At 72.3% G+C, this 21,719-nt stretch carries 19 protein-coding genes; 3 read left to right on the forward strand and 16 right to left on the reverse strand.

Translation table 11 applies throughout. From position 1 onward, the window contains the following. Positions 1-75 precede the first annotated feature (75 nt). Entirely contained in the window at positions 76-1,005 is a 930-nt protein-coding gene (locus tag ACFY0F_RS17555; RefSeq protein WP_388794284.1) for an LLM class F420-dependent oxidoreductase, read from the forward strand. Between the two features lie 21 nt (positions 1,006-1,026). Here ACFY0F_RS17555 and ACFY0F_RS17560 read toward each other — a convergent pair whose 3' ends face one another. The 8 genes from ACFY0F_RS17560 to fmt form a co-directional block, all read right to left on the reverse strand. Beyond that, the gene (locus ACFY0F_RS17560; protein WP_388794287.1) at positions 1,027-2,739 is read right to left on the reverse strand and encodes a flavin monoamine oxidase family protein; all 1,713 of its coding nucleotides are present in this window, start codon (positions 2,737-2,739) and stop codon (positions 1,027-1,029) included. A 57-nt stretch (positions 2,740-2,796) separates the two neighbouring features. After that, positions 2,797-3,585 (reverse strand): carbon-nitrogen hydrolase family protein, encoded by a 789-nt coding sequence (locus tag ACFY0F_RS17565; protein ID WP_388794290.1) that lies wholly within the window; start codon positions 3,583-3,585, stop codon positions 2,797-2,799. 595 nt (positions 3,586-4,180) lie between these two features. Further along, the gene (locus tag ACFY0F_RS17570; RefSeq protein WP_388794293.1) at positions 4,181-4,633 is read right to left on the reverse strand and encodes an Lrp/AsnC family transcriptional regulator; all 453 of its coding nucleotides are present in this window, start codon (positions 4,631-4,633) and stop codon (positions 4,181-4,183) included. A 59-nt stretch (positions 4,634-4,692) separates the two neighbouring features. Beyond that, the gene (locus ACFY0F_RS17575; RefSeq protein ID WP_388794296.1) at positions 4,693-6,135 is read right to left on the reverse strand and encodes a GuaB1 family IMP dehydrogenase-related protein; all 1,443 of its coding nucleotides are present in this window, start codon (positions 6,133-6,135) and stop codon (positions 4,693-4,695) included. Positions 6,136-6,344: 209 nt separating this feature from the next. Then, positions 6,345-7,388 carry a sugar-binding transcriptional regulator gene (locus tag ACFY0F_RS17580; protein ID WP_388794299.1) on the reverse strand — a complete coding sequence of 348 codons (1,044 nt, stop codon included), beginning with the start codon at positions 7,386-7,388 and terminating at the stop codon, positions 6,345-6,347. Positions 7,389-7,477: 89 nt separating this feature from the next. After that, positions 7,478-8,164: a ribulose-phosphate 3-epimerase gene (gene rpe, locus ACFY0F_RS17585; protein ID WP_388794302.1), complete on the reverse strand. Its 687-nt coding sequence runs from the start codon at positions 8,162-8,164 to the stop codon at positions 7,478-7,480. 466 nt (positions 8,165-8,630) lie between these two features. Further along, a complete protein-coding gene (locus ACFY0F_RS17590; RefSeq protein WP_388794305.1) occupies positions 8,631-10,049 on the reverse strand; it encodes an RsmB/NOP family class I SAM-dependent RNA methyltransferase in 1,419 nt (472 codons plus the stop codon). A gap of 80 nt (positions 10,050-10,129) precedes the next feature. Beyond that, positions 10,130-11,062, reverse strand: coding sequence for a methionyl-tRNA formyltransferase (gene fmt / locus ACFY0F_RS17595; protein WP_388794308.1), 933 nt, complete (start codon positions 11,060-11,062; stop codon positions 10,130-10,132). A 291-nt stretch (positions 11,063-11,353) separates the two neighbouring features. Here fmt and ACFY0F_RS17600 point away from each other — a divergent pair, with 291 nt between their 5' ends. Then, positions 11,354-11,896 (forward strand): hypothetical protein, encoded by a 543-nt coding sequence (locus ACFY0F_RS17600; protein ID WP_388794311.1) that lies wholly within the window; start codon positions 11,354-11,356, stop codon positions 11,894-11,896. A gap of 48 nt (positions 11,897-11,944) precedes the next feature. On the opposite strand, the gene ACFY0F_RS17605 is transcribed toward ACFY0F_RS17600, so the two are convergent. Further along, on the reverse strand, positions 11,945-14,104 hold the full coding sequence (locus tag ACFY0F_RS17605; RefSeq protein ID WP_388794314.1) for a primosomal protein N': 2,160 nt from the start codon (positions 14,102-14,104) through the stop codon (positions 11,945-11,947). Positions 14,105-14,428: 324 nt separating this feature from the next. Here ACFY0F_RS17605 and ACFY0F_RS17610 point away from each other — a divergent pair, with 324 nt between their 5' ends. Continuing rightward, positions 14,429-15,229 (forward strand): S1 RNA-binding domain-containing protein, encoded by an 801-nt coding sequence (locus tag ACFY0F_RS17610; protein WP_388794317.1) that lies wholly within the window; start codon positions 14,429-14,431, stop codon positions 15,227-15,229. A gap of 76 nt (positions 15,230-15,305) precedes the next feature. Here the strand turns inward: ACFY0F_RS17610 and metK are convergent, their stop codons facing one another. The 7 genes from metK to ACFY0F_RS17645 all read right to left on the reverse strand — a co-directional run bounded on the left by metK (position 15,306) and on the right by ACFY0F_RS17645 (position 21,642). Continuing rightward, positions 15,306-16,514 (reverse strand): methionine adenosyltransferase, encoded by a 1,209-nt coding sequence (gene metK, locus ACFY0F_RS17615; RefSeq protein WP_388794320.1) that lies wholly within the window; start codon positions 16,512-16,514, stop codon positions 15,306-15,308. A gap of 251 nt (positions 16,515-16,765) precedes the next feature. Continuing rightward, positions 16,766-17,971 carry a bifunctional phosphopantothenoylcysteine decarboxylase/phosphopantothenate--cysteine ligase CoaBC gene (gene coaBC / locus ACFY0F_RS17620; RefSeq protein ID WP_388795240.1) on the reverse strand — a complete coding sequence of 402 codons (1,206 nt, stop codon included), beginning with the start codon at positions 17,969-17,971 and terminating at the stop codon, positions 16,766-16,768. 112 nt (positions 17,972-18,083) lie between these two features. After that, positions 18,084-18,356, reverse strand: a complete 273-nt coding sequence (gene rpoZ / locus ACFY0F_RS17625; protein WP_005319902.1) for a DNA-directed RNA polymerase subunit omega — start codon at positions 18,354-18,356, stop codon at positions 18,084-18,086. Between the two features lie 51 nt (positions 18,357-18,407). Continuing rightward, entirely contained in the window at positions 18,408-19,001 is a 594-nt protein-coding gene (gmk, locus tag ACFY0F_RS17630) for a guanylate kinase (RefSeq protein WP_388794323.1), read from the reverse strand. 60 nt (positions 19,002-19,061) lie between these two features. Then, positions 19,062-19,385: an integration host factor gene (locus ACFY0F_RS17635; RefSeq protein WP_003977346.1), complete on the reverse strand. Its 324-nt coding sequence runs from the start codon at positions 19,383-19,385 to the stop codon at positions 19,062-19,064. A 299-nt stretch (positions 19,386-19,684) separates the two neighbouring features. Next, complete coding sequence (gene pyrF, locus ACFY0F_RS17640) at positions 19,685-20,530, reverse strand: orotidine-5'-phosphate decarboxylase (RefSeq protein WP_388795243.1); 846 nt, start codon at positions 20,528-20,530, stop codon at positions 19,685-19,687. A gap of 5 nt (positions 20,531-20,535) precedes the next feature. Beyond that, complete coding sequence (locus tag ACFY0F_RS17645; protein WP_388794326.1) at positions 20,536-21,642, reverse strand: quinone-dependent dihydroorotate dehydrogenase; 1,107 nt, start codon at positions 21,640-21,642, stop codon at positions 20,536-20,538. Positions 21,643-21,719 lie beyond the last annotated feature (77 nt).

A 21,719-nucleotide genomic window follows, 5' to 3' on the forward strand; every position in this document is an offset into this window, starting at 1 on the left:
TGCTTCGACCCCTCAACTCCTTTGTGAACGTTGTACGTTCGACACCAAGCGACCTTCTGCAAAGGAGTACAGGGCATGGCGACGCGGCTCGGACTCGCTCTTCCCCAGAACAAGCAGTACGACCTCGGACGGGACGTGCCCGACGTGGCGCGCGCGGCCGAGCGGATCGGTTACGAGAGCCTCTGGGTCTACGAGCGGCTCCTGGTCCCCGACCCCGCCACTCAGGGCCTCTACGGCATCGAGGGCCTCCCCTGGCCGGACGGCTACCGGGGTGTCGCCGAACCGCTGGTCACCCTCACCCTCGCCGCCGCGGCGACCGAGCGGGCCCGTCTGGGCACCAGCGTGCTGGTCGCCCCGCTGCACGTGCCGTTCCAGCTCGCCAAGGCCCTCGCCACCCTGGACGCGGCGAGCGGCGGCCGCGTGGTGGCGGGTCTCGGCACCGGCTGGTCCTTCGACGAGTACGCGGCCGCGTCGGTACGGCCCTTCGAGGAGCGCGGGCAGGTCCTGGACGAGCTGATCGAGGTGTGCCGGGCGGTGTGGGGCCCCGATCCGGTGGTCCACGACGGACGCATCACCAAGATCGCGTCCGCCGTGGTCGGCCCCAAGCCCGCCCGCCCGATCCCGATCCTGCTGGCGGCGGCGTCGAAGAAGGCCCGGCGCCGTCTCGTCGACCACGCCGAGGGCTGGATGCCGGTGGGCATGGGCGCCGACACCGTCGCCGCGCAGTGGCGCGAGCTCCAGGAACTGGCCGCGGAACGGGGGCGCACCGAGCCGATCCAGACGGTTCTGCGCACCAATGCGGCCTACCTGTCCCAGGGGTACACCGGCGCCGACCGGCGGCCCTTCCAGGGCAGCGTCGACCAGATCGTGGAGGACCTGGCCGCGCACGCCGAGGTCGGTCTCGACGAGATCTTCGTCGACCTCCAGGAGGGCACCCGCGACGCCGAGGAGCTCAAGGACGTCGCCGCCGAGGTCTACGAGAAGGCGCGCGCGGCGGGGGTGTGACCCCCGGGGCTCACGAAGGGCTCAGTCCTCCGGGAGCTCGACCGGCGCGATCTCGTCGTAGACGTCGCCCGGCCCGGGGTTGCCCGGGTCGGTGGCGCCGCCGAGGTGGTGCATGACGCCCCAGACCGCGTTCAGCGCGGTCTGGACCGCCCCCTCGGCCCAGCCGGCCGTCCAGGAGATGTCGTCGCCGGCCAGGAAGATGCCCCGCTTGTCCTCGGGCAGCCGGTCCTGCATGAAGTGCGTGAACAGGCGCCGCTGGTAGCGGTAGTGGCCGGGCAGGTTGGCCTTGAACGCGCCCATGAAGTACGGCTCGTTCTCCCAGGAGACCGTCACCGGGCTGCCGATGATGTGCTTCCTGATGTCGACGTTCGGATAGATCTCGCCGAGCGACTTCAGCATGACCTCCATCCGCTCGTTCGCCGACAGCGGCAGCCACTTCAGGCTGTCGTCGCACCACGTGTACGAGAGGCAGATGACGGCGGGCTTGTCCGGGCCGTCGTCGAGGAGGTAGGTGCCGCGGGTCATGCGGTCGGTGAGCGTCATCGACATGACGTCCCGGCCGGTCGGGTTGCCCCTGTCGTCGACGGCCTTGTCGAGCCAGAACGGCCGGTCGACGGGGACGAACAGCTTCGAGCTCTCCATGTAGTGGGTGCGCTCGATCGCCGTCCAGTGGTCGATCGGGAAGAGCGAGTCGTCGCAGGCGATCTTGGACAGCAGCATCCAGGACTGGGCGGTGAAGATCGCGGCCCTGTAGGTGCGGATGTCGCCGTTCGCGTCCGTCACGGTGATCCGGTTGCCCGCGGTGCGGTGCAGCCGGATCACGGCGGGGCGGGGCTCGCCGTCGACGTGCAGGGACTTCAGCGAGGTGCCGTACGGCCAGTGGACGATCTTCTCCGGCTCGCGCTCCCACAGGCGCAGCGGGAGCTGCTGGGAGCCGCCGACGATGCCGCGGTGGTGGTCGTCGGCCTCGGTGTAGACGACGCGGAGGATCTCCAGGATGGAGTTGGGGAAGTCGGTGTCCCAGCCGCCGGTGCCGAAGCCGACCTGGCCGAAGATCTCGCGGTGCCGGAAGGACTTGAAGGCCTCGGAGCGGCAGAGGAAGCCGTAGAAGGTCTCGTTGTCGAGCTTCTCGACGAGCCGTGCCCAGATCTCGCGGATGCGCGGCACGTCCCGCTCGCGTATGGCGCGGTTCATGTCGGAGAAGTCGGCACCCTCTTCGAGGCACCTGTTCCAGGCCTCGGCGACATCGCGGTAGACCTGCGGCAGGTCGTCGATCGTCTCGGCGTAGTGCGACTCGCCCTTCAGGTCGACGACGGTCGACGGGGTCGCCTCGGACAGCGGGTTGGGGAAGGGCCGGGTCTCGAGCCCCGCCAGGTCGATGTAGTGCTGCAGGGCGGTGGAGGACGGCGGGAAGCGCATCGCGCCCATCTCGGCGGTGAGCGACGGGTCGCAGCCCTCGAAGCCCACCGTCCGCAGCCGGCCGCCGATCCGGTCGGCCTCGTACACGACGGGCTTGAGGCCCATCTTCATCAGCTCGTAGGCGGCCACGATGCCGGACAGGCCACCGCCGATGACCGCGACCTCGGTGCCGTGCTCGGTCGCGGGGACCTGGCCGAGGCCCGCCGGGTGGGCGAGGAAGTCGTCGTAGGCGTAGGGGAAGTCCGGGCCGAACATGGTGGTCGGCGGCTGCTGCTCGTCTGCGTGCTCGACGGCGTTGGGCACCGTGGACGTCATGGGGTAGGGACTCCTTGCGCGGGGTGACTCGAGGGAAGACTCGGGGGGATCGGTGGGTCAGACCAGGGACCCGTACAGACCGGGACGGCGGTCCTTCAGGTACGGGTTCGCCTCACGGGAGGCGGCCAGGAGGACGGGGTCGACGTCGGCGACGACCAGTTCCTCGCCGCGGCCGGCACGGGTGCGGGCGATGCCGTCGGGTCCGGCGAGGGCGGAGAGGCCGAAGAACTCGAACTCGCCCTCGTGGCCGACCCGGTTGACGTACGCGACGTACATCTGGTTCTCCCAGGCACGCACCGGCACCATGGCCTCGGCGACGAACTGGAACGGGTGCATGTTCGCCGTCGGCACGACCAGCAGGTCGGTGCCGGCCAGGGCGTGGGCGCGCGCGTTCTCCGGGAACTCGACGTCGTAGCAGATCATGATGCCGACGGTCAGGCCGCCCAGCCGGGCCTGGACGAGCGACTTCTCGCCCGGGGTGAAGTGGTCGCGCTCGGCGCAGCCGAACAGGTGGGTCTTGCGGTAGTTCGCGAGGCGGGTGCCGTCGGCGGAGATCAGCTGCGCGGAGTTGTAGACGGTCTCGCCGTCCCGCTCCGGATAGCCGTAGGCGAGGGCGAGGCCGTGCCGGGCGGCCATCTCGGCGATCGCGTCGGCGGAGGCGCCGTCGGCCGGCTCGGCGAGGCGGCCGATGTCGTCGCCGATCGCGTACCCGGTGAGGAACATCTCCGGCGCGGCGAGCAGCACGGCACCCGCGGCGGCGGCACGGCCCGCGGCCTCGTCGAGGACCTTGAGGTTCTCGACGGTGGAGCCGGGGCGGCCGGAGCTCTGGAGCAGGGCGGTGCGCATGCGTGGTCCTCACCGGGGCGGAAGGGTCTCGGGGGGTCACTTAGACGGTACGGTCGCCGGGCTCGGCCGGACAAGAAGAACCCGTTGCGCGCCAATGAGCGGTTCGTTGCGTGCGCCTGCCGTCCGACGGCGATTCGTTGCGCGCCCGAGCGGCCGATGCGGCCGATGCGGCTACGGATCCGGCGTACCGCGGCTCCCGTAGCCGCTCGACGGTTTCCCGCAGCGCTCCGGCCGCCTTCCTCCGCCGGCTCGACGCCCGGCCGTGCGACATCCGACCGGAGGCCGTGGCATCGGCGCGCGCGCCCGGTCAGCCCCCGGTGGCGCACCGCGCCGGGGCGGCTCCCGTAACCGCTCGACGGTTTCCCACAGCGCTCCGGCCGCCGCCCCCGCCGGCTCGACGCCCGGCCGTGCGACGTCCGACCGGAGGCCGTGACATCGGCGCGCGCGGCCGGTCAGACCCCGGTGGCGCACCGCGCCGGAGCCTGCCGTGCGCGGCGGGCCCCGGTGGTCGCGGTTGTGTGCCGGTACCCGGGCACGTCTCCTCGGCCCTCGGTCGTGCTCCACGGGCGGGGGGCGCATGTCCGGGCCGCTCGGCTCAGGTCGGCGATCCCGACGAGAAGCGTCTGAGCAGCGGTGAGAGCACCAGTACCGACTTGGTGCGCTCCACGAACGGCTCCCCCGCGATCCGCTCCAGCACCCGTTCGAAGTGGCGCATGTCGGAGGCGAAGACCTGGACGATCGCGTCGGCGTCCCCGGTGACGGTGGAGGCGGCGACGACCTCCTGGTAGCGCTCCAGGCCCCGCCGGATGGTCTCGGGCGAGGTGTTGCGCCGGCAGTAGATCTCGATGAGCCCCTCGGTCTCCCAGCCGAGCGCCGCCGGGTCCACCCGTACGGTGAACCCGGTGATGGCTCCGGTGGCGCGCAACCGGTCCACACGCCGCTTCACGGCGGGCGCGGACAGGCCGACCATCTGCCCGATGTCCGCGTAGGAGCGGCGGGCGTCCTCGGCGAGGGCGTGCACGATGCGTTCGTCGAGTTCGTTCAGCACAGTGGGTCGTTCACTTCTCGGATGGTGCGGGCGTTGCTGGTGGGGAGCGGGCCGGCGCGTCAGCTCCAGCTCGCGTGCAGCGGCTTGCCCTCGGCGTAGCCGGCGGCGCTCTGGATGCCGACGACGGCCTTCTCGGCGAACTCCTCCAGGGAGGCGGCACCGGCGTAGGTGCAGGAGGAGCGGACGCCCGCGATGATCGAGTCGATCAGGTCCTCGACGCCCGGCCGGGCCGGGTCGAGGAACATGCGGGAGGTGGAGATCCCCTCCTCGAACAGGGCCTTGCGCGCGCGGTCGTACGCCGACTCCTCGGAGGTGCGGTTGCGCACCGCGCGGGCGGAGGCCATCCCGAAGGACTCCTTGTACGGGCGGCCGTTCGCGTCGTGCTGGAGGTCACCGGGCGACTCGTACGTGCCGGCGAACCACGAGCCGATCATCACGTTGGACGCCCCGGCCGCGAGGGCCATCGCCACGTCGCGCGGATGCCGGACACCGCCGTCGGCCCAGACGTGCTTGCCGTACTTCCTCGCCTCGGCCGCGCACTCGAGGACGGCGGAGAACTGCGGCCTGCCCACGCCGGTCATCATGCGGGTGGTGCACATGGCCCCGGGGCCGACGCCGACCTTGACGATGTCGGCGCCCGCCTCGACCAGGTCGCGCACGCCCTCGGCGGCGACGATGTTGCCGGCCGCGATCGGCACCCGCGGGCCGAGGTCGCGGACCAGCTTGATCGCGTTGATCATCGACTCCTGGTGGCCGTGCGCGGTGTCGATGACGAGCGTGTCCACGCCGGCGTCCAGGAGCTGCTCGGCCTTGCCCGCCACATCGCCGTTGATGCCGACGGCGGCGGCGACGCGCAGCCTGCCCGCAGCGTCGGTGGCGGGGGTGTACAGGGTCGCGCGCAGGGCGCCCTTGCGGGTGAGGATGCCGGCCAGCCTGCCGTCCTTGTCGACGGCGGGGGCGTAGCGACGGTTGGCCCCGTCGAGCCGGTTGAACGCCTCGGTCGGGTCGATGTCGGCGTCGAGCAGCAGCAGGTCCTTGGACATGACCACTTCGAGCTGGGTGAAGCGGTCGACGCCGGTCAGGTCCCGGTCGGTGACGACACCGATCGGCCGCTGCTGGTCGTCGACGACGACACCGGCGTTGTGCGCGCGCTTGGGCAGCAGGGACAGCGCGTCGGCGACGGTCTGGTGCGGGGCCAGCACGATGGGGGTGTCGAGCACGAGGTGGCGGCTCTTCACCCAGCCGATGACATCGGTGACGACGTCGATCGGGATGTCCTGCGGGATGACCACCAGGCCGCCGCGCCGGGCCACCGTCTCGGCCATGCGGCGGCCGGCGATGGCGGTCATGTTGGCGACGACGAGCGGGATGGTGGTGCCCGTGCCGTCCGGGGCGCTGAGGTCCACGCCCTGACGTGAGCCCACCGCGGAGCGGCTCGGCACCATGAACACGTCGTCGTACGTCAGGTCGTACGCGGGCCGGATGTCGTTGAGGAAACGCACGTGCTGCACATCCCAGTCGTTCGGAGGCGGCCCCCGGACAGGTCAGCCAGGGGGAAAGAGCACGTACTTCATTCTCCCATGAGAGCCCCTGTGCCATGCCCCCGACGAAACATCCAGGCTGGTCAGAGGGGCTTGGGAGGAACCTCCAACGGCCGGCGCCCCCGGCCGGGACGGCATCGGGCCGGCCATGGCCAAGGGCGCCGGTCCGGTCAGGGGCCGTCGGGGTCCGCGCGGTTGAGCGCGGGCTTCGGCGTCGGTCCGGCGGTCATCAGGTAGTCCGCGGCGGAGGTGTCCGTCACCAGGCTGGTGACGAGCCCCGAGCGCAGCACCGCGTCGATCGCCGCCGCCTTGCGCTGCCCGCCGGCGATCGCCACGACCTCGGGGACGCGGCGGAGCTGGTCGGCCTTGACCGTGATGCACCGCTCCCCCAGGTCCCGTCCGACCCGGCGGCCCTCGGCGTCGAAGAGGTGCGCGGACATCTCCGCGGCGACGCCGAGCGAGGCGTAGTGGGCCCGCTCGTCGTCCCTGAGCATGTCGTGGACGGTCGAGATGCCCGGCTCCCAGGAACCGATGGAGACACAGGCGACCGTGACCTTGTCGAAGTACTCGAAGGCGCGGGCGATGCCGGTCTGGTGGCGCAGCGCCGCCGCGGTGGCCGTGTCCGGCAGCAGCATCGGCGCGTAGATGGGGTGGGCGTCGCCGCCGGAGACCTGGGCGGCACGGCGGACGGCCTCGACCGAGCCGCGCTCGGCGGTCCCGGCGTCGTACACGCCCGTCAGCTGCACCACCGTGCAGGGCGGCAGCCGGTCCAGGGCCGCCGCCATGTGGATGGTGGACCGGCCCCAGGCCAGGCCCAGGACGTCCCCCTCGTTCACGAGCTCACCGAGCAGGTCGGCGGCGACTTCCCCCAGGTTCTCGGGGTCGGGGGTCTCCTCGGCCTCGGCCGGGGACTCGACCACGACGGCGTGCCTGAGGCCGTAGCGGGCGCGGAGCGCGTCGGAGCGCTCGGCGTCCAGTTCGGCGGGGACTCGGATCTCGATGCGTACGAGGTCCCTTTCGAGGGCAGTCTCCAGTACCCGGGCCACCTTGAAGCGGCTGACGCCGAACTCCTCAGCGATCTGGATCTTGGACTTTCCCTCGAGGTAGAAGCGGCGGGCCATGGCCGCCGCCTGCACCAGCTCAGCGGGTCCCATCCGCATGGCTGACCGGCCCGCCGACATACCCGACACGGCGATCTCCTCACTGCTGTTCACACTCTGGATTCGCCGTTCATCCTTGCAGATTCGGCGCGCTTGATCTGCCCTGGTGGGCGCCGTTCACGTAGCTGTGGCCCAAGGGCCGTCTAGTGTCCGCACGCCCACGACGCCTTGGCGGTCGTCGCCTCGGCCTGCGTGCGTAGTGCACGTACCGCTTCTGCCGGGTCCTTCGCCCCGTAGACGGCGGAACCGGCGACGAAGACATCCGCTCCGGCATCCGCGCATCGCTCGATCGTCGAGGCCGAGACGCCCCCGTCGACCTGCAACCACAACTCCAGGCCGTGCTTGGCGATCAGCTCGCGGGTGCGGCGGATCTTGGGGAGCATGATGTCCAGGAACGCCTGACCGCCGAAGCCCGGCTCGACCGTCATGATCAGCAGCATGTCGAGCTCGGGGAGCAGGTCCTCGTACGGCTCGATGGGCGTCGCGGGCTTCAGGGCCATGGCGGCGCGGGCGCCCTTGGCCCGGATCTCGCGGGCCAGCCGCACGGGCGCGGCGGCCGCCTCGACGTGGAACGTGACGGACGAGGCGCCCGCCTCCACGTACTGCGGCGCCCAGCGGTCCGCGTCCTCGATCATCAGGTGGCAGTCCAGCGGCGTGTCCGTCGCACGGGCCAGGGACTCCACGACCGGCACGCCGAGCGTGAGGTTGGGGACGAAATGGTTGTCCATGACGTCGACGTGGAGCCAGTCGGCTCCCTGGACCGCCTTGGCCTCGTCCGCGAGGCGGGCGAAGTCGGCGGACAGGATGCTGGGGTTGATCTGCACGGCCATGCCCCAAGCCTGCCATGTTCTTGCACGGTTGTTCGCGTCGGTACGTCCCTGGCAGTCTTCCCCGCCGCTCAGCGCGCCCCCTGCGCGCCCCGCCAGGCTTCCGGCCCGGCCCGGCCGACGCCCGAAGCGGCTGGTCACGGCATTGCGGCCGGCCGGGACGGACGGCCGCCGAGGGCCCGGCCCCCGGCCGAGGGGAGCACGGCGATGGTGGCCCCGCGTGGCCCGACCGGTCCGGCGGACGCCCCGCGCACGACGCGCTCGGCGAAGGCGGGACCGGCGATGCCGGACACACGGCATGCGCCGCCCGCGTCCCCCTCCCTCGCCGCCGCCCGGTGACGGCCCGCCGTCCGGCCGGCCGGGCGGACCGACGCGTCGATCGACCCGGCGTGCCCGGCCCTTCACCGTCACGCACGGCCGAGCCACCGGCCCACCGCCGCGCGAGGCGGCCGGTCCGGCGGACGGGCGGTCAGCCGGTACGGCGGATCAGCGCCAGGTACATCGCGTCGGTGCCGTGCAGATGGGGCCACAGCTGTACGTCGGGGCCCTCGCCGAGCGCCGGGACACCCGGCAGGAGGGGGCGGGCGTCGAGGAGTTCGGTGTCCGGGTGTTGCTTGAGCACGTCCTCGACGACGGCCCGGGTCTCGGCGAGGTGCGGGGAGCAGGTGGCGTAGCCGACGACGCCGCCGACCCGCACCGAGTCCAGCGCGCCGCGCAGCAGGGCGCGTTGCAACGGCGCGAAGTTCTCCAGGTCCTCCGGGCGGCGCCGCCACCGGGCCTCGGGCCGCCGGCGCAGGGCGCCCAGACCGGTGCACGGCACGTCCACCAGTACGCGGTCGAAGGCGCCGGGCAGCCACGGCGGCCTGGTTCCGTCGGCGGCGATGACCTGGTACGGCCCGGGATTGCCGGCCAGCGCCTTGGCCACCAGCCCGGCGCGGTGCGGCTGCTTCTCGGAGGCCAGCAGCACCGCGCCGCGTTCGGCGGCGAGGGCGGCCAGCAGCGCGGCCTTGCCGCCGGGTCCGGCACACCCGTCGAGCCACTTCCCGTCAGGTCCCTCCAGCGGCGCGTTCGCCAGCGCGAGGGCGACCAGCTGGCTGCCCTCGTCCTGGACGCCGGCCCGGCCCTCACGCACCGCCTCGACGGCTCCGGGCTCCCCGCCCTCGGTGAGCCGCACGGCGTACGGCGACCAGCGGCCGGGTACGGCGGCCTCCTCCCGGAGCAGTTCCTCGGGGGTGGCGCGCCCGGGCCGGGCGACGAGGGTGACCTCGGGCCGCTCGTTGTCGGCCGCCAGCAGGTCCTCGATCCCGGCGCGGCCACCGCCGAGCGAGTCCCACAGGGCCGAGACGACCCAGCGGGGGTGGGAGTGCACCACGGCGAGGTGGTCCTCGGGATCCTCGTCGTAGGGCGGCGCGACCTTGGCCAGCCATCCGTCGAGGTCGTCCTGCGCGACCTTGCGCAGCACCGCGTTGACGAACTTCGCCCGCCCGTCACCGAGTACGACCCGGGCCAGCTCGACGGAGGCGGACACGGCGGCGTGCGTGGGGATCCGCGTGCCGAGCAACTGGTGCACGCCGAGGCTGAGCACGTCGAGGACGGGCGGGTCGACCTCCCTGAGCGGTCGGTCGACACAGGCGGCGATGACGGCGTCGTACGTCCCCTGCCGGCGCAGCGTCCCGTACACCAGCTCCGTGGCCAGTGCCGCGTCCCGGGCGTCGAAGTCGCCCTTCTCCCGCGCCTTCCTGAGCAGCGGCGGCAGCACGAGGTTGGCGTACGCGTCGCGTTCGTCCACGGCACGCAACGCCTCGAAGGCGAGGATGCGGACGGGGTCCTTCTGGGGCCGGCGGTAGGGCTTGGCGGGCTTGTGGGGCCGACGGGGCTGGTCGCTCACGAAAAAGGTGCTCCGGGTGTGGGACGGGGTGCGGTGTCCAGCCTACGTCCGGCCGGCACCTGCGAAGGCGGGCGGGCGTCTCAGCCGCCCAGCGTCTCCCCGTCCGCGATCCGCACGCCCCGGGCCCAGTCCGCCGCGCGCATCGGCTTCTTGCCCTGGGCCTGTACCCACAGCAGCTCGGTGGCGTAGGAACCGGTTCCGACGTGCACGCTGTTCTTGCCCACGGCCAGCCGGCCGGGGGCGAGGTCGGTCCGCTCGGGCACCGGCGTGACGTGGATGAGCTTGAGCCGCTCGCCGCGGAACGTGGTCCAGGCGCCGGGCGCGGGGGTGCAGCCGCGCACGACCCGGTCCACCCGGAGCGCGGGGGCCGACCAGTCGACCTGCGCGTCCTCGACAGTGATCTTGGGAGCCACGGTGATGCCCTCGGAGGGCTGCGGTACGGCCTTCAGCGTGCCGTCCTCGATGCCGTCCATCGTGGCGGCGAGCAGCCCGGCGCCCGCGAACGCCAGCCGGGTGAGCAGGTCGCCGCTGGTGTCGGTGGGCCGGATCTCCTCGGTGACCGTTCCGTACACCGGCCCCGAGTCCAGCCCTTCCTCGATCAGGAACGTGGAGGCACCGGTGATTTCGTCCCCCGCCATGAGGGCGTGCTGCACGGGAGCCGCTCCGCGCCAGGCGGGCAGCAGCGAGAAGTGCAGGTTGACCCAGCCGTGGACGGGGATGTCGAGGGCCACCCTGGGCAGCAGGGCGCCGTAGGCGACGACGGGACAGCAGTCGGGCGCGATCTCCCTCAGCCGCTCCAGGAACTCCGGGTCCCGCGGTTTGGCGGGCCTGAGCACCTCGATCCCGGCCTCCATCGCGCGTTCGGCCACGGGAGACGCGACCAGCCTGCGTCCCCGGCCGGCCGGCGCGTCGGGCCGCGTGACGACGGCGGCCACCTCGTGCCGCCCGGAGGTGAGAAGGGCGTCGAGAGCGGGAACGGCGACCTCGGGGGTACCGGCGAAGACGAGCTTCATGGGTGGCTTCGGGCCTCTCGGGCGGTGATCGACGGGCAACACACAAGTCTATGCCGTGATCACCGGCGGGAAGCGGACAGCCGCCGACGGTGGGCGACCCCCACAGGGCGCCGGGCCTCCTGGCCGACTGGAAACGGGTGGTGCGCGGGTGGGAGAGCGGCGTACGCCCCAGCCCATACGCCCCTACCCCGTTACCAGCGGAGCGCATACGCGTTGGTCAAGACAGAGTTGACCACATCGGGCCGCTTTCGCGGCCCAATTCCTTTCAACGCCGGTTCGAGAGGCTTGTTCATGGCCGACCACGCAACCCACGACGCCCAGGCCCGGGCCAGCCTGCACTTGCTGGTGCGGGACATCGAGCGGGTCCGCCGGCAGGTGGACGCACTGCGCACGCTCACCGCCCAGCTGGGCAACGTCTACCGCCCGCGGCGCTCCGGTCCCTCCACGGGCTTCGTCGTCTACGGACGCGCCCCAGCCCCGACGGTCCGTCTCGCCCAGGAACTGCGGGACAGTGTCGAGACGCTGGTCACGGCCGCCGTGGACTTCGACCGCTCACTCGGTTTCTCGTGGGACGCGGTGGGCTCCGCCCTCGGGGTCACCAAGCAGGCGGTCCACCGCCGTTACGGCGCCCGCCGTGCCGCGGCGCAGGCGGCCGCGGAGGCCGAGCGCTCGACGGAGGCCCCGGGCACCCGGACGATCAGTGTGAACACCGGCCTGCCCTCGGTGCCTACGGTCCCGGCGGCCCGCTCGATGCCGACCCAGCCGACCGCGGGCAGTCCCACGCTCCGCGAAGACGCCCGGACCACGGCCTTCCCCGGCCCGCGCAACGGCTGACGCCTCGGGCGCCCAGCTCCTGCCCGGTTCGTCGGCCGGCCCGTCGGCTCACCCGATGTCCGGCGGGTCGATCCGCACCCGGACCGGCGTCTGGCCGTTCCCCCGCGCCATCCGCGCGGCCTGTGCCGCCTTCAGGGCGGACGCGAGCGCGGCCCCGCTGCCGGGCGGCACCCGGACCAGCGCCCGCTCCCAGTGCTCCCCGGGAGGCGGCGCCCCTGGACGCCGGGGCCGCCCGGCGGGAGTGGCAGGCACCGGAACGGGCCCCAGCACCTCGGCGTCCGGCGGCAGTTCCACCGTGCCGAGGAACTCCGCCACGGCCTGCGCCGTCCCCGACACGGCCGCCATCCGCGACACGGGCGGGAATCCGAGCTCGGCGCGCTCGGCCAGCTCCCGCACCGCGTGCCCGACGGGGTCCCAGCGCACCAGCGCCTGCACGGGCCGCAGCGTGGGCTCGGCGACGACGACCACGGTCCCGCCGTCACCCTGCGGCCGCACCAGCGCCGCGGCCCCGATCCAGCGGCGCAGCGCGTCCTCTCCGGCGCGCAGGTCGGGCCTGCCGAGCATGGTCCAGCCGTCGAGCAGCAGGGCCGCCGCGTAGCCGCCCTCGGCGACCGGCTCCGCCCCCGGTGTGCTCACCACCAGGGCGGGTGTGTCCGGGACCGTGTCCAGCACGTGCTCGCGGCCCGAGGTCCGCACGGGTACGGCGGGAAAGGCCCGGCCCAGTTCCTCCGCGGTCCGCCGGGCCCCGACCACCTGGGCGCGCAGCCGGAATCCTCCGCACTCCGGGCAGTGCCAGGCGCCCTCCTCACGCCCGCACCAGCCGCAGCCGAGCGCCCCGGACTGCTGGGCCTGGAGCGGCCCCGAGCAGTGCCGGCAGCGTGCGGGCGCCCGGCACTGCGCACAGGCCATGCGCGGCACATAGCCTCGCCGGGGCACCTGCACCAGGACCGGCCCCTGCCGCAGTCCCTCGCGGGCCACCTGCCAGGCGAGCGTCGGCAGCCGGGCCGCCCGGGCGGCCTCGTCCCGGGCCAGGTCACCGTCCCCGACCGTTCGCACCAGGGGAGCGGTCCGCCGCACCTCCTCCCGGCCCGCGACCAGGGGCCGGGCCCAGCCGCTCTCCACGAGCTGCGCAGCCTCCACGGTGGAGGACCAACTCCCCAGCAGAAAACCGCACTTGTCCACAGCGGCGCGCAGCAGCAGCACATCCCGGGCGTGCGGCTGCGGAGCGTGCTGCTCGCTGTGGCTGTCGTCCCCGTCGTCCCAGACGGCGACGAGCCCGAGGTCCCGTACCGGCGCGAACATGGCGGCCCGCGTCCCGACCACGGCCCGCACCGACCCGCGCCGCACGGCGAGCCACTGCGCATACCGCTTCTCGGGCCCGGCGTCGGCGGTGAGGACCGCGTGCCGCCCCTCACCGAGCAGTGCGGTCAGCGCGGCGTCGACCCGGGTGGCGGCCCGCCCGTCCGGTACGACGACAAGGGCGCCGCGTCCCGAGGCGAGCGTCGCGGCGACGGCCCGGGCCAGCTCCTCGCTCCACCCGGGTCCCGGCAGGGCGTTCCACACGGCTCGCGGCGAGCCTCCCGAGGCCAGCGACTCCAGGAACGCGGCCCCGTGCTCGTACCGGCTCCAGGACCCGGTGCCGGGCGCCGTGGGCGGCGGCAGGGGCTCGGGCGACGGCCGCTGCTCGGCCCGCGCACTGCGTGGCGGCACGGCGAGCTGCAGCACATCGGCGAGGCTGCCCGCGTACCGGTCGGCGACGGCCCGGGCCAGCCCCAGCAACTCCTCGCTCAGCACGGGCTCGGGCGACACCACCTGGGCCAGCGCCGCCAGCGGCCCCGCGTAGTCGGACTCGGCCCGCCGCTCGACGAGGAACCCGTCGATGAGCCCGCCGCCCTCCCGGCGCCCTTCCCGGACCCGGCCCCGCCCGGCCCCGAACCGCACCCGCACCCGCACTCCGGGCTGGGCCTGCTCGTCCAGTTCCTCCGGCACGGCGTAGTCGAAGTACCGGTCGAGATGCAGCACGCCCTTGTCGACCAGCACCCGCGCGACCGGCAACCGCCCGGCCAGCGCGGCCCCCCGCCAGGTACGCGGCTTCGCTCGCGGCGCCTTCGCCTTCCCCTGCCGCACACCTTCCCGGATGAGCGCGAGCTGCTCCGCCGCCGCGGCCCCTTCGCCCCCGCCGTCCCCCGGCCCGTTCTCGCTGCTCACCCTTGCATTCTTACCAAACGGCACTGACAACCGACGCGCCCGCGACCGGCGCCCTAGGGGGTGTCTTGTGGATCAGGCCGGTTGCGACCGACGGCGCCTTCCAGCCGACCCGAGCGGGGTCTGGTGCGTGCAGCTGCAAGGCGGAGGAGGGAGTCGACGCGATGGGGGTCCCCCCTCGCGAGCTCGTTCGAGCGTGGGGGAGTCGGGGACCGACGACAACGCCGGTGGGGCCCCTCCCGCTCGAGCGAAGTCGAGAGTGGGGGAGTGCGTGCCAGACCCCGCGACCCCGGCGTGATCCACAAGACACCCCCTAGGCTCACGCCCATGACCGAACCCGTACCGGACCCCATGGAGCAACTGCGCGAACGTCTCGCCACACGGGCACACCCGGAGTTGCGGACCGGTACGGTGGCCGGCTTCGGCGAGCGCGACGTCGTCGTGTGCCTGGACGGCGACGACCCGCAGGCGCCGACCGGCCGTATCCCCCTGCACCTGCTGTCCTGGAGGGTGTTCCAGGACCCTTCGCAGGTGGTGGCCGTCGGGCAGCGGATCACCGCTGAGGTGCTGGGCGCCGACGAGAGGACCGGCACGGTCGGGCTTTCCGCCAAAGCCTGCGAGGACGAGGCCCTGTACCGCCATCTGCTGCGCACGCGGCCCGGTGATGTCGTCACGGGTACGGTGGCCGCCGTACACGACTTCGGGGTCTTCGTACGGCTCGACGGGGAGCCCCCGCATCCCGCGTATCCGGGCACGGGTTTCATCCGCGTTCCGGACCTGAGCTGGTCCCATGTCGATCACCCCGCGGACGCGGTCAGTCCGGGGCAGCGGGTCACCGGCGCGGTGGTCGTGACCGACACGTACCAGGGTGAGGTGGTCATCTCGCTCAAGGCCCTGCGGGAGGATCCCTGGGACCGGTCGGCCCGGTCCGCCGGAGACGTCGTGGCGGGCCGGGTGACCAGGCGACTCCCCTTCGGCGTGTTCGTCCGCATCGGCGAGGACACCGAAGGTCTGGTGCACGCCTGCGACCTGGACCCGGACGGCGTCTGCGAGGGGCAGGAACTGCTGGTCAGCATCCTGGAGATCGATCGGGTGCGCCGCCGGATCCGGCTGGCCCCCGCCGCCTGACCGGCACGTCCGTCCACCACACGCCGAAGCCCGGCTCCCGTAGGGGAGCCGGGCCTCTGGCTTGAAGCCGGGGGACCTACAGGCCCGCGGCCGCGCGCAGCGCGTCCACGCGGTCGGTGCGCTCCCAGGTGAAGTCGGGGAGCTCGCGGCCGAAGTGGCCGTAGGCCGCGGTCTGGGCGTAGATCGGGCGGAGCAGGTCGAGGTCGCGGATGATGGCGGCCGGGCGGAGGTCGAAGACCTCGTCGATGGCCTTCTCGATCTTCTCGGTCTCGACCTTGTGGGTGCCGAAGGTCTCGACGAACAGACCGACCGGCTCGGCCTTGCCGATCGCGTAGGCGACCTGGACCTCGCAGCGGGAGGCCAGGCCCGCGGCGACCACGTTCTTGGCGACCCAGCGCATCGCGTACGCCGCGGAGCGGTCCACCTTGGACGGGTCCTTGCCGGAGAAGGCGCCGCCGCCGTGGCGGGCCATGCCGCCGTAGGTGTCGATGATGATCTTGCGGCCGGTCAGGCCGGCGTCACCCATCGGGCCGCCGATCTCGAAACGGCCGGTGGGGTTGACCAGCAGGCGGTAGCCCTCGGTCTCGAGTTTGATGCCCTCGTCCAGGAGCGCCTTCAGCTCGGCCTCGACGACGAACTCACGGATGTCGGGCGCGAGCAGCGACTCCAGGTCGATGTCGCTGGCGTGCTGCGAGGAGACGACGACCGTGTCGAGGCGGACGGCCTTGTCGCCGTCGTACTCGATGGTGACCTGCGTCTTGCCGTCCGGACGCAGGTAGGGGATCGTGCCGTTCTTGCGGACGTCGGACAGGCGCTTCGACAGCCGGTGCGCCAGGAAGATCGGCAGCGGCATCAGGGTGGGCGTCTCGTCGGCCGCGTAGCCGAACATCAGGCCCTGGTCGCCGGCACCCTGCCGGTCGAGCTCGTCGTCGTCGCCCTCGACCCGGGACTCGTAGGCCGTGTCCACGCCCTGCGCGATGTCCGGGGACTGCGCGCCGATCGAGACGGACACGCCGCAGGAGGCGCCGTCGAAGCCCTTCTTCGAGGAGTCGTAGCCGATCTCGAGGATCTTGTTGCGGACCAGGGTCGCGATGTCCGCGTAGGTCTTGGTGGTGACCTCGCCGGCCACATGGACCAGACCGGTGGTGATCAGCGTCTCGACGGCGACCCGGGAGGTCGGGTCCTCACGCAGGAGCGCGTCGAGAATGGTGTCGCTGATCTGGTCAGCGATCTTGTCGGGGTGACCTTCGGTCACGGACTCCGAGGTGAACAGGCGACGGGACACAACGCTCCCTGGGTTTGCAGCGGCTGCTGGCTGATCATTGACGGACGACGCGGGGAGCTGCGCCCGGCATCGTCCGAGAAACAGTTTATCGGTGGCAGTCTGCCCACGGGCCACATGTCTCACCTCTCGGGAGCCCTGTGACCTGCGGCACGGGCATTCTGCCCAATACGCGGCGGCCTTGGCCAGGGCCGCCACGCGACAATCACGTCCTCGAAGACACCGCCGAACGGCCGAATCCAAGGGCGGAGCGATCAGTTCAGCCGCTCGGCGACAAGGTCCCAGACGACCTCCGCGAGGGCCTCCTTCGGGCCGTGCGGTACGGGCGTCTCACTGCCGTCGGCGCCGAGTACGACGGCCTCGTTCTCCTCCGAGCCGAACGTCTTGCGTTCCCCCACCTCGTTCACCACGAGGAGGTCGCAGCCCTTGCGTGCCAGTTTCTTCCGGCCGTTGGCGAGGACGTCGTCCGTCTCGGCGGCGAAGCCGACGATCACCTGTCCGGTCCGGGGCCGTTCGGCCGATATCTCCGCCAGGACGTCCGGATTACGTACGAGGGTGACCGGCTCCGGGTCCTGGTCGTCCTTCTTCTTGATCTTCCCTGCCGCGTAGGTCGCGGGCCGGAAGTCGGCCACGGCCGCGGCCATGACCACGGCGTCGGCGTCGCCGGCCGCCTTCAGTACGGCCTCGCGCAGCTGGAGCGCCGTGCCGACGGGTACGACGTCCACTCCGGCGGGGTCCGGCAGCCCGCCGGTGTTGGCGGCGATCAGTGTCACCCGTGCGCCCCGGGCGGCGGCGGTGCGGGCGAGGGCGTAGCCCTGCTTGCCGGAGGAGCGGTTGCCGAGGAAGCGGACCGGGTCGAGGGGCTCACGGGTGCCGCCGGCGCTGACGACTACGTGCCGGCCGGCGAGGTCCGGCTCCGTCGCTCCCCTGGCCAGGACCCGGCGGCAGACCTCGAAGATCTCTCCGGGGTCGGGCAGCCGCCCCTTGCCCGTGTCGACGCCGGTCAGGCGGCCCACCGCCGGTTCGATCACGACGGCGCCCCGGCGGCGCAGTGTCGCCACGTTCTCCCGGGTGGCCGGGTGCTCCCACATCTCGGTGTGCATGGCCGGGGCGAAGACGACCGGGCAGCGTGCCGTGAGGAGTGTGTTGGTCAGCAGGTCGTCGGCGAGGCCGTGGGCCGCCTTGGCGAGCATGTCGGCGGTGGCGGGGGCGACGACCACGAGGTCGGCCCGCTGGCCGATGCGGACGTGCGGCACCTCCTGGACGTCGTCCCAGACCTCGGTGGAGACCGGGTTGCCGGACAGGGCGGACCAGGTGGCGGCGCCGACGAAGTGCAGCGCGGAGGCGGTGGGGACCACCCGTACGTCATGGCCCGACTCCGTGAACCTTCTCAGCAGCTCACAGGCCTTGTACGCGGCGATCCCGCCACTGACCCCCAGAACGACCTTGGGCTTGTCCACCGACTTGTCCACCGTCTCTCCCCGGTTCGGCAACGTACGGGTCCATCACACACCACAGGCCCGGCAGGAGCACTGCCGGGCCTGTGGATGAACCAACTGCGATGTGAAGGTACTACTGCGCCGGACCCTCGATGGCCTCGGAGGTCAGGAGACCGGCGTTGATCTCGCGCAGGGCGATGGAGAGCGGCTTCTCGTGGACGTGGGTGTCCACGAGCGGACCGACGTACTCGAGGAGGCCCTCGCCGAGCTGCGAGTAGTACGCGTTGATCTGGCGGGCCCGCTTGGCCGCGTAGATCACGAGGCTGTACTTCGAGTCGGTGGCCTCGAGGAGCTCGTCGATCGGCGGGTTGATGATGCCCTCGGGCGCGGTGATGGAAGAGGACACGCTCTACCTTCCGATGGATGGGAAAGAATCAGGTGAGGGTGATCTTCACGATCACACAACGTCCATCAAGGCTAGCAGCTCGCGCGCCACGTCCTCGACGGAGGTGTTGACCAGGGTCTCGTCGAACTCCGGCTCGGCCGCCAGCTCGATCCGGGCCGCCTCCAGGCGGCGCTCGATCACCTCGGGCGGCTCGGTGCCACGGCCGGTGAGCCTGCGCACGAGCTCCTCCCAGGAGGGAGGGGCCAGGAACACCAGCTGGGCCTCCGCCATGGACTCGCGGACCTGGCGGGCGCCCTGCAGGTCGATCTCCAGCAGGACCGGCACCCCGGCCTCCAGGTGCTCCAGCACGGCCTGGCGGGGCGTGCCGTAGCGGTTGCCGGCGAACTCGGCCCATTCCAGCAGCTCGCCGTTGGCGATCAGCTTGTCCATCTCCTCGTCGGTGACGAAGAAGTAGTGGACCCCGTGCTGCTCGCCCGGGCGCGGCTTGCGGGTGGTCGCCGACACCGAGAGCCAGACCTCGGGATGTTCCTTGCGCATATGGACGACGACCGTGCTCTTGCCGACCCCGGAGGGGCCGGAGAGCACGGTCAGCCGCGGACGTACGCCCGGGGGCTCGGGGGTCGTCCCCCGGAATGTTGCAGCCATGCAGCGATTATTCCAGCAATGCCGGGGTGCCCGGGACGCCGGTCCCGGACCTCCCGGTACTCAGGAGCCGGTGCTCCCGAACTCACGCTCCAGGGAGGCGATCTGGTTGGAACCGAGGCCACGCACGCGGCGGCTCTCGGAGATACCGAGTCGCTCCATGATCTGCTTGGCGCGGACCTTGCCCACGCCCGGCAGGGACTCGAGCAGGGCGGAGACCTTCATCTTGCCGATGACGTCGTTCTCCTGGCCCTGCTTGATGACCTCGTGAAGAGAGGCGCCGGAGTGCTTGAGTCGATTCTTGACCTCGGCCCGCTCCCGGCGAGCCGCGGCGGCCTTTTCGAGCGCGGCTGCGCGCTGTTCAGGGGTAAGGGGCGGAAGAGCCACGCCTACGTCACCTCGGATGTCGAACTGTCGGATACGGACCGGTGAGGAACCTAGTCGCCCCACACCTGGGGAGCCACGAGCAACACGCTGCCCGTCCTCCCCCACTGCCTGAAGGGCGTGGGAGGTGTCCCCACTGCTCGGAGACTAGCGGGCAAGTCCGCCAGAGTCAGCGAGAACAGCGGAAAAGTCCTGGTCAGCCTCCGTCAGGCCAGACATTTCAGACATACTGCCCTCGATTTGAGAATGTATTCACCCTCAAGCCGCCCTGGAGCCGCTCACCCGAGCACTCATCGGAGGACTCAGGCGTCCGCGACGGCGGCCCGGATCTCCTCCGCGAACCGCTCCGCGGCCGCTCGCAGCGCCCCGACCTCGGGACCGTGACGCAGAACACCCCGGCTGACGTTCGGCACCACGTTGCGCACCGCGGTTCCGAACACCCGGGGAAGATCGGCCGCCGTCGCCCCCTGGGCCCCGACGCCGGGCGCGAGGAGCGGGCCGTTGATGCCGAGGTCGTACGAGGACAGGTCGCCGAGCGTGGCGCCCACCACCGCGCCGAACGAGCCCAGGGGCTCCTCCCCCGCGTTCTCGGCCGCCAGGTGGGCCAGCATCGTCGCGCCGACGTCGCGCCCGTCGGCACGGACCGCGTGCTGCACCTCGCCGCCCTCGGGGTTGGAGGTGAGGGCCAGAACGAACAGGCCCGTGCCGCTCTCCCGGGCCAGCGCGACGGCCGGGCTCAGGGAGCCGTAGCCGAGGTACGGCGAGACGGTCAGGGCGTCCGAGAACAGCGGGGCGTCCTTGTGCAGGAACGCCTCGGCGTACCCGGCCATGGTCGATCCGATGTCGCCGCGCTTGGCGTCCATCACCACCAGGGCACCGGCCTCGCGTGCCTCCCGTACCGACGCCTCCAGGACGGCGACGCCGCGGGAGCCGAAGCGCTCGAAGAAGGCGCTCTGCGGCTTGAGGACGGCGACCCGGTCGGCCGTCGCCTCGACGACCGTGCGGCTGAACCGCTCCAGCCCGGCGACGTCGTCGTTCAGGCCCCACTCGGCGAGCAGGGACGCGTGCGGGTCGATGCCGACGCACAGCGGGCCGCGCTCGTCCATGGCGCGACGCAGGCGTGCGCCGAAGGCTTCCTGAACCGTCATGCCGGTCATACGGGGTTCCTCACGTCGGCGCCGACCGCGTCGGCGAGGGTGGCGTACGGGCTGTTGCGCAGACGGGCCGCCAGCCCCTTGTGGACCGCCCGGCTCCAGAAGGGCCCCTCGTAGATGAAGGCGCTGTATCCCTGGACGAGCGTGGCGCCCGCCAGGATGCGCTGCCAGGCGTCCTCGGCGTTCTCGACGCCGCCGACGCCGACCAGGGTGATGCGGTCGCCCACGCGCGCGTAGAGGCGGCGCAGAACCTCCAGGGAGCGCGCCTTCAGCGGGGCTCCCGACAGCCCGCCGGCCTCCTTGGACAGCGAGGGCACGGATTTCAGGCCGAGCCCCTCGCGCGCGATGGTGGTGTTCGTCGCGATGATCCCGTCCAGGCCGAGCTCGACGGCCAGGTCGGCGACCGCGTCGACGTCCTCGTCCGCGAGGTCCGGCGCGATCTTCACCAGCAGCGGCACGCGGCGGTCCGGCACGACCCGGTCGGCGGCCTCGCGCACGGCGCTCAGCAGCGGGCGCAGCGCCTCGGTGGCCTGCAGGTTGCGCAGACCGGGGGTGTTCGGCGAGGAGACGTTCACGACCAGGTAGTCCGCGTACGGCGCCAGCCGCTCGGCCGACTTCACGTAGTCGGCGACCGCCTCGGCCTCCGGGACCACCTTGGTCTTGCCGATGTTCACGCCCACGACCGTCCGGAACACGGGCTCACGGGTGGCGAGGCGGGCGGCGACGGCCAGGGAGCCGTCGTTGTTGAAGCCCATGCGGTTGATCAGCGCGCGGTCGGCGACCAGCCGGAACAGCCGCTTCCTGGGGTTGCCGGGCTGCGGCTCGCCCGTGACGGTGCCGATCTCGACGTGGTCGAAGCCCAGCATCGACATGCCGTCGATCGCCACCGCGTTCTTGTCGAAGCCGGCGGCGAGCCCGAAGGGGCCGTGCATGCGCAGCCCGAGCGCCTCGGTGCGCAGTTCCTTGTAGCGGGGCGCGAGGGCCGCGGCGACGAAGGTGCGCAGCACGGGGATGCGGACGGCCAGCCGGATCCAGCGAAAGGCCAGATGGTGCGCCTTCTCGGCATCCATCCGTTTGAAAACCAGACGGAAGAAATACTTGTACATGTCCAGATGTCCTCGTGAAGCCTCGTGAAGAGGGGGGCCTCATGAAGAGGGGGACACCGTTTCCGGTGTCCCCCTCC

This window comes from Streptomyces sp. NPDC001544, assembly GCF_042894285.1.
Lineage (GTDB): Bacteria > Actinomycetota > Actinomycetes > Streptomycetales > Streptomycetaceae > Streptomyces.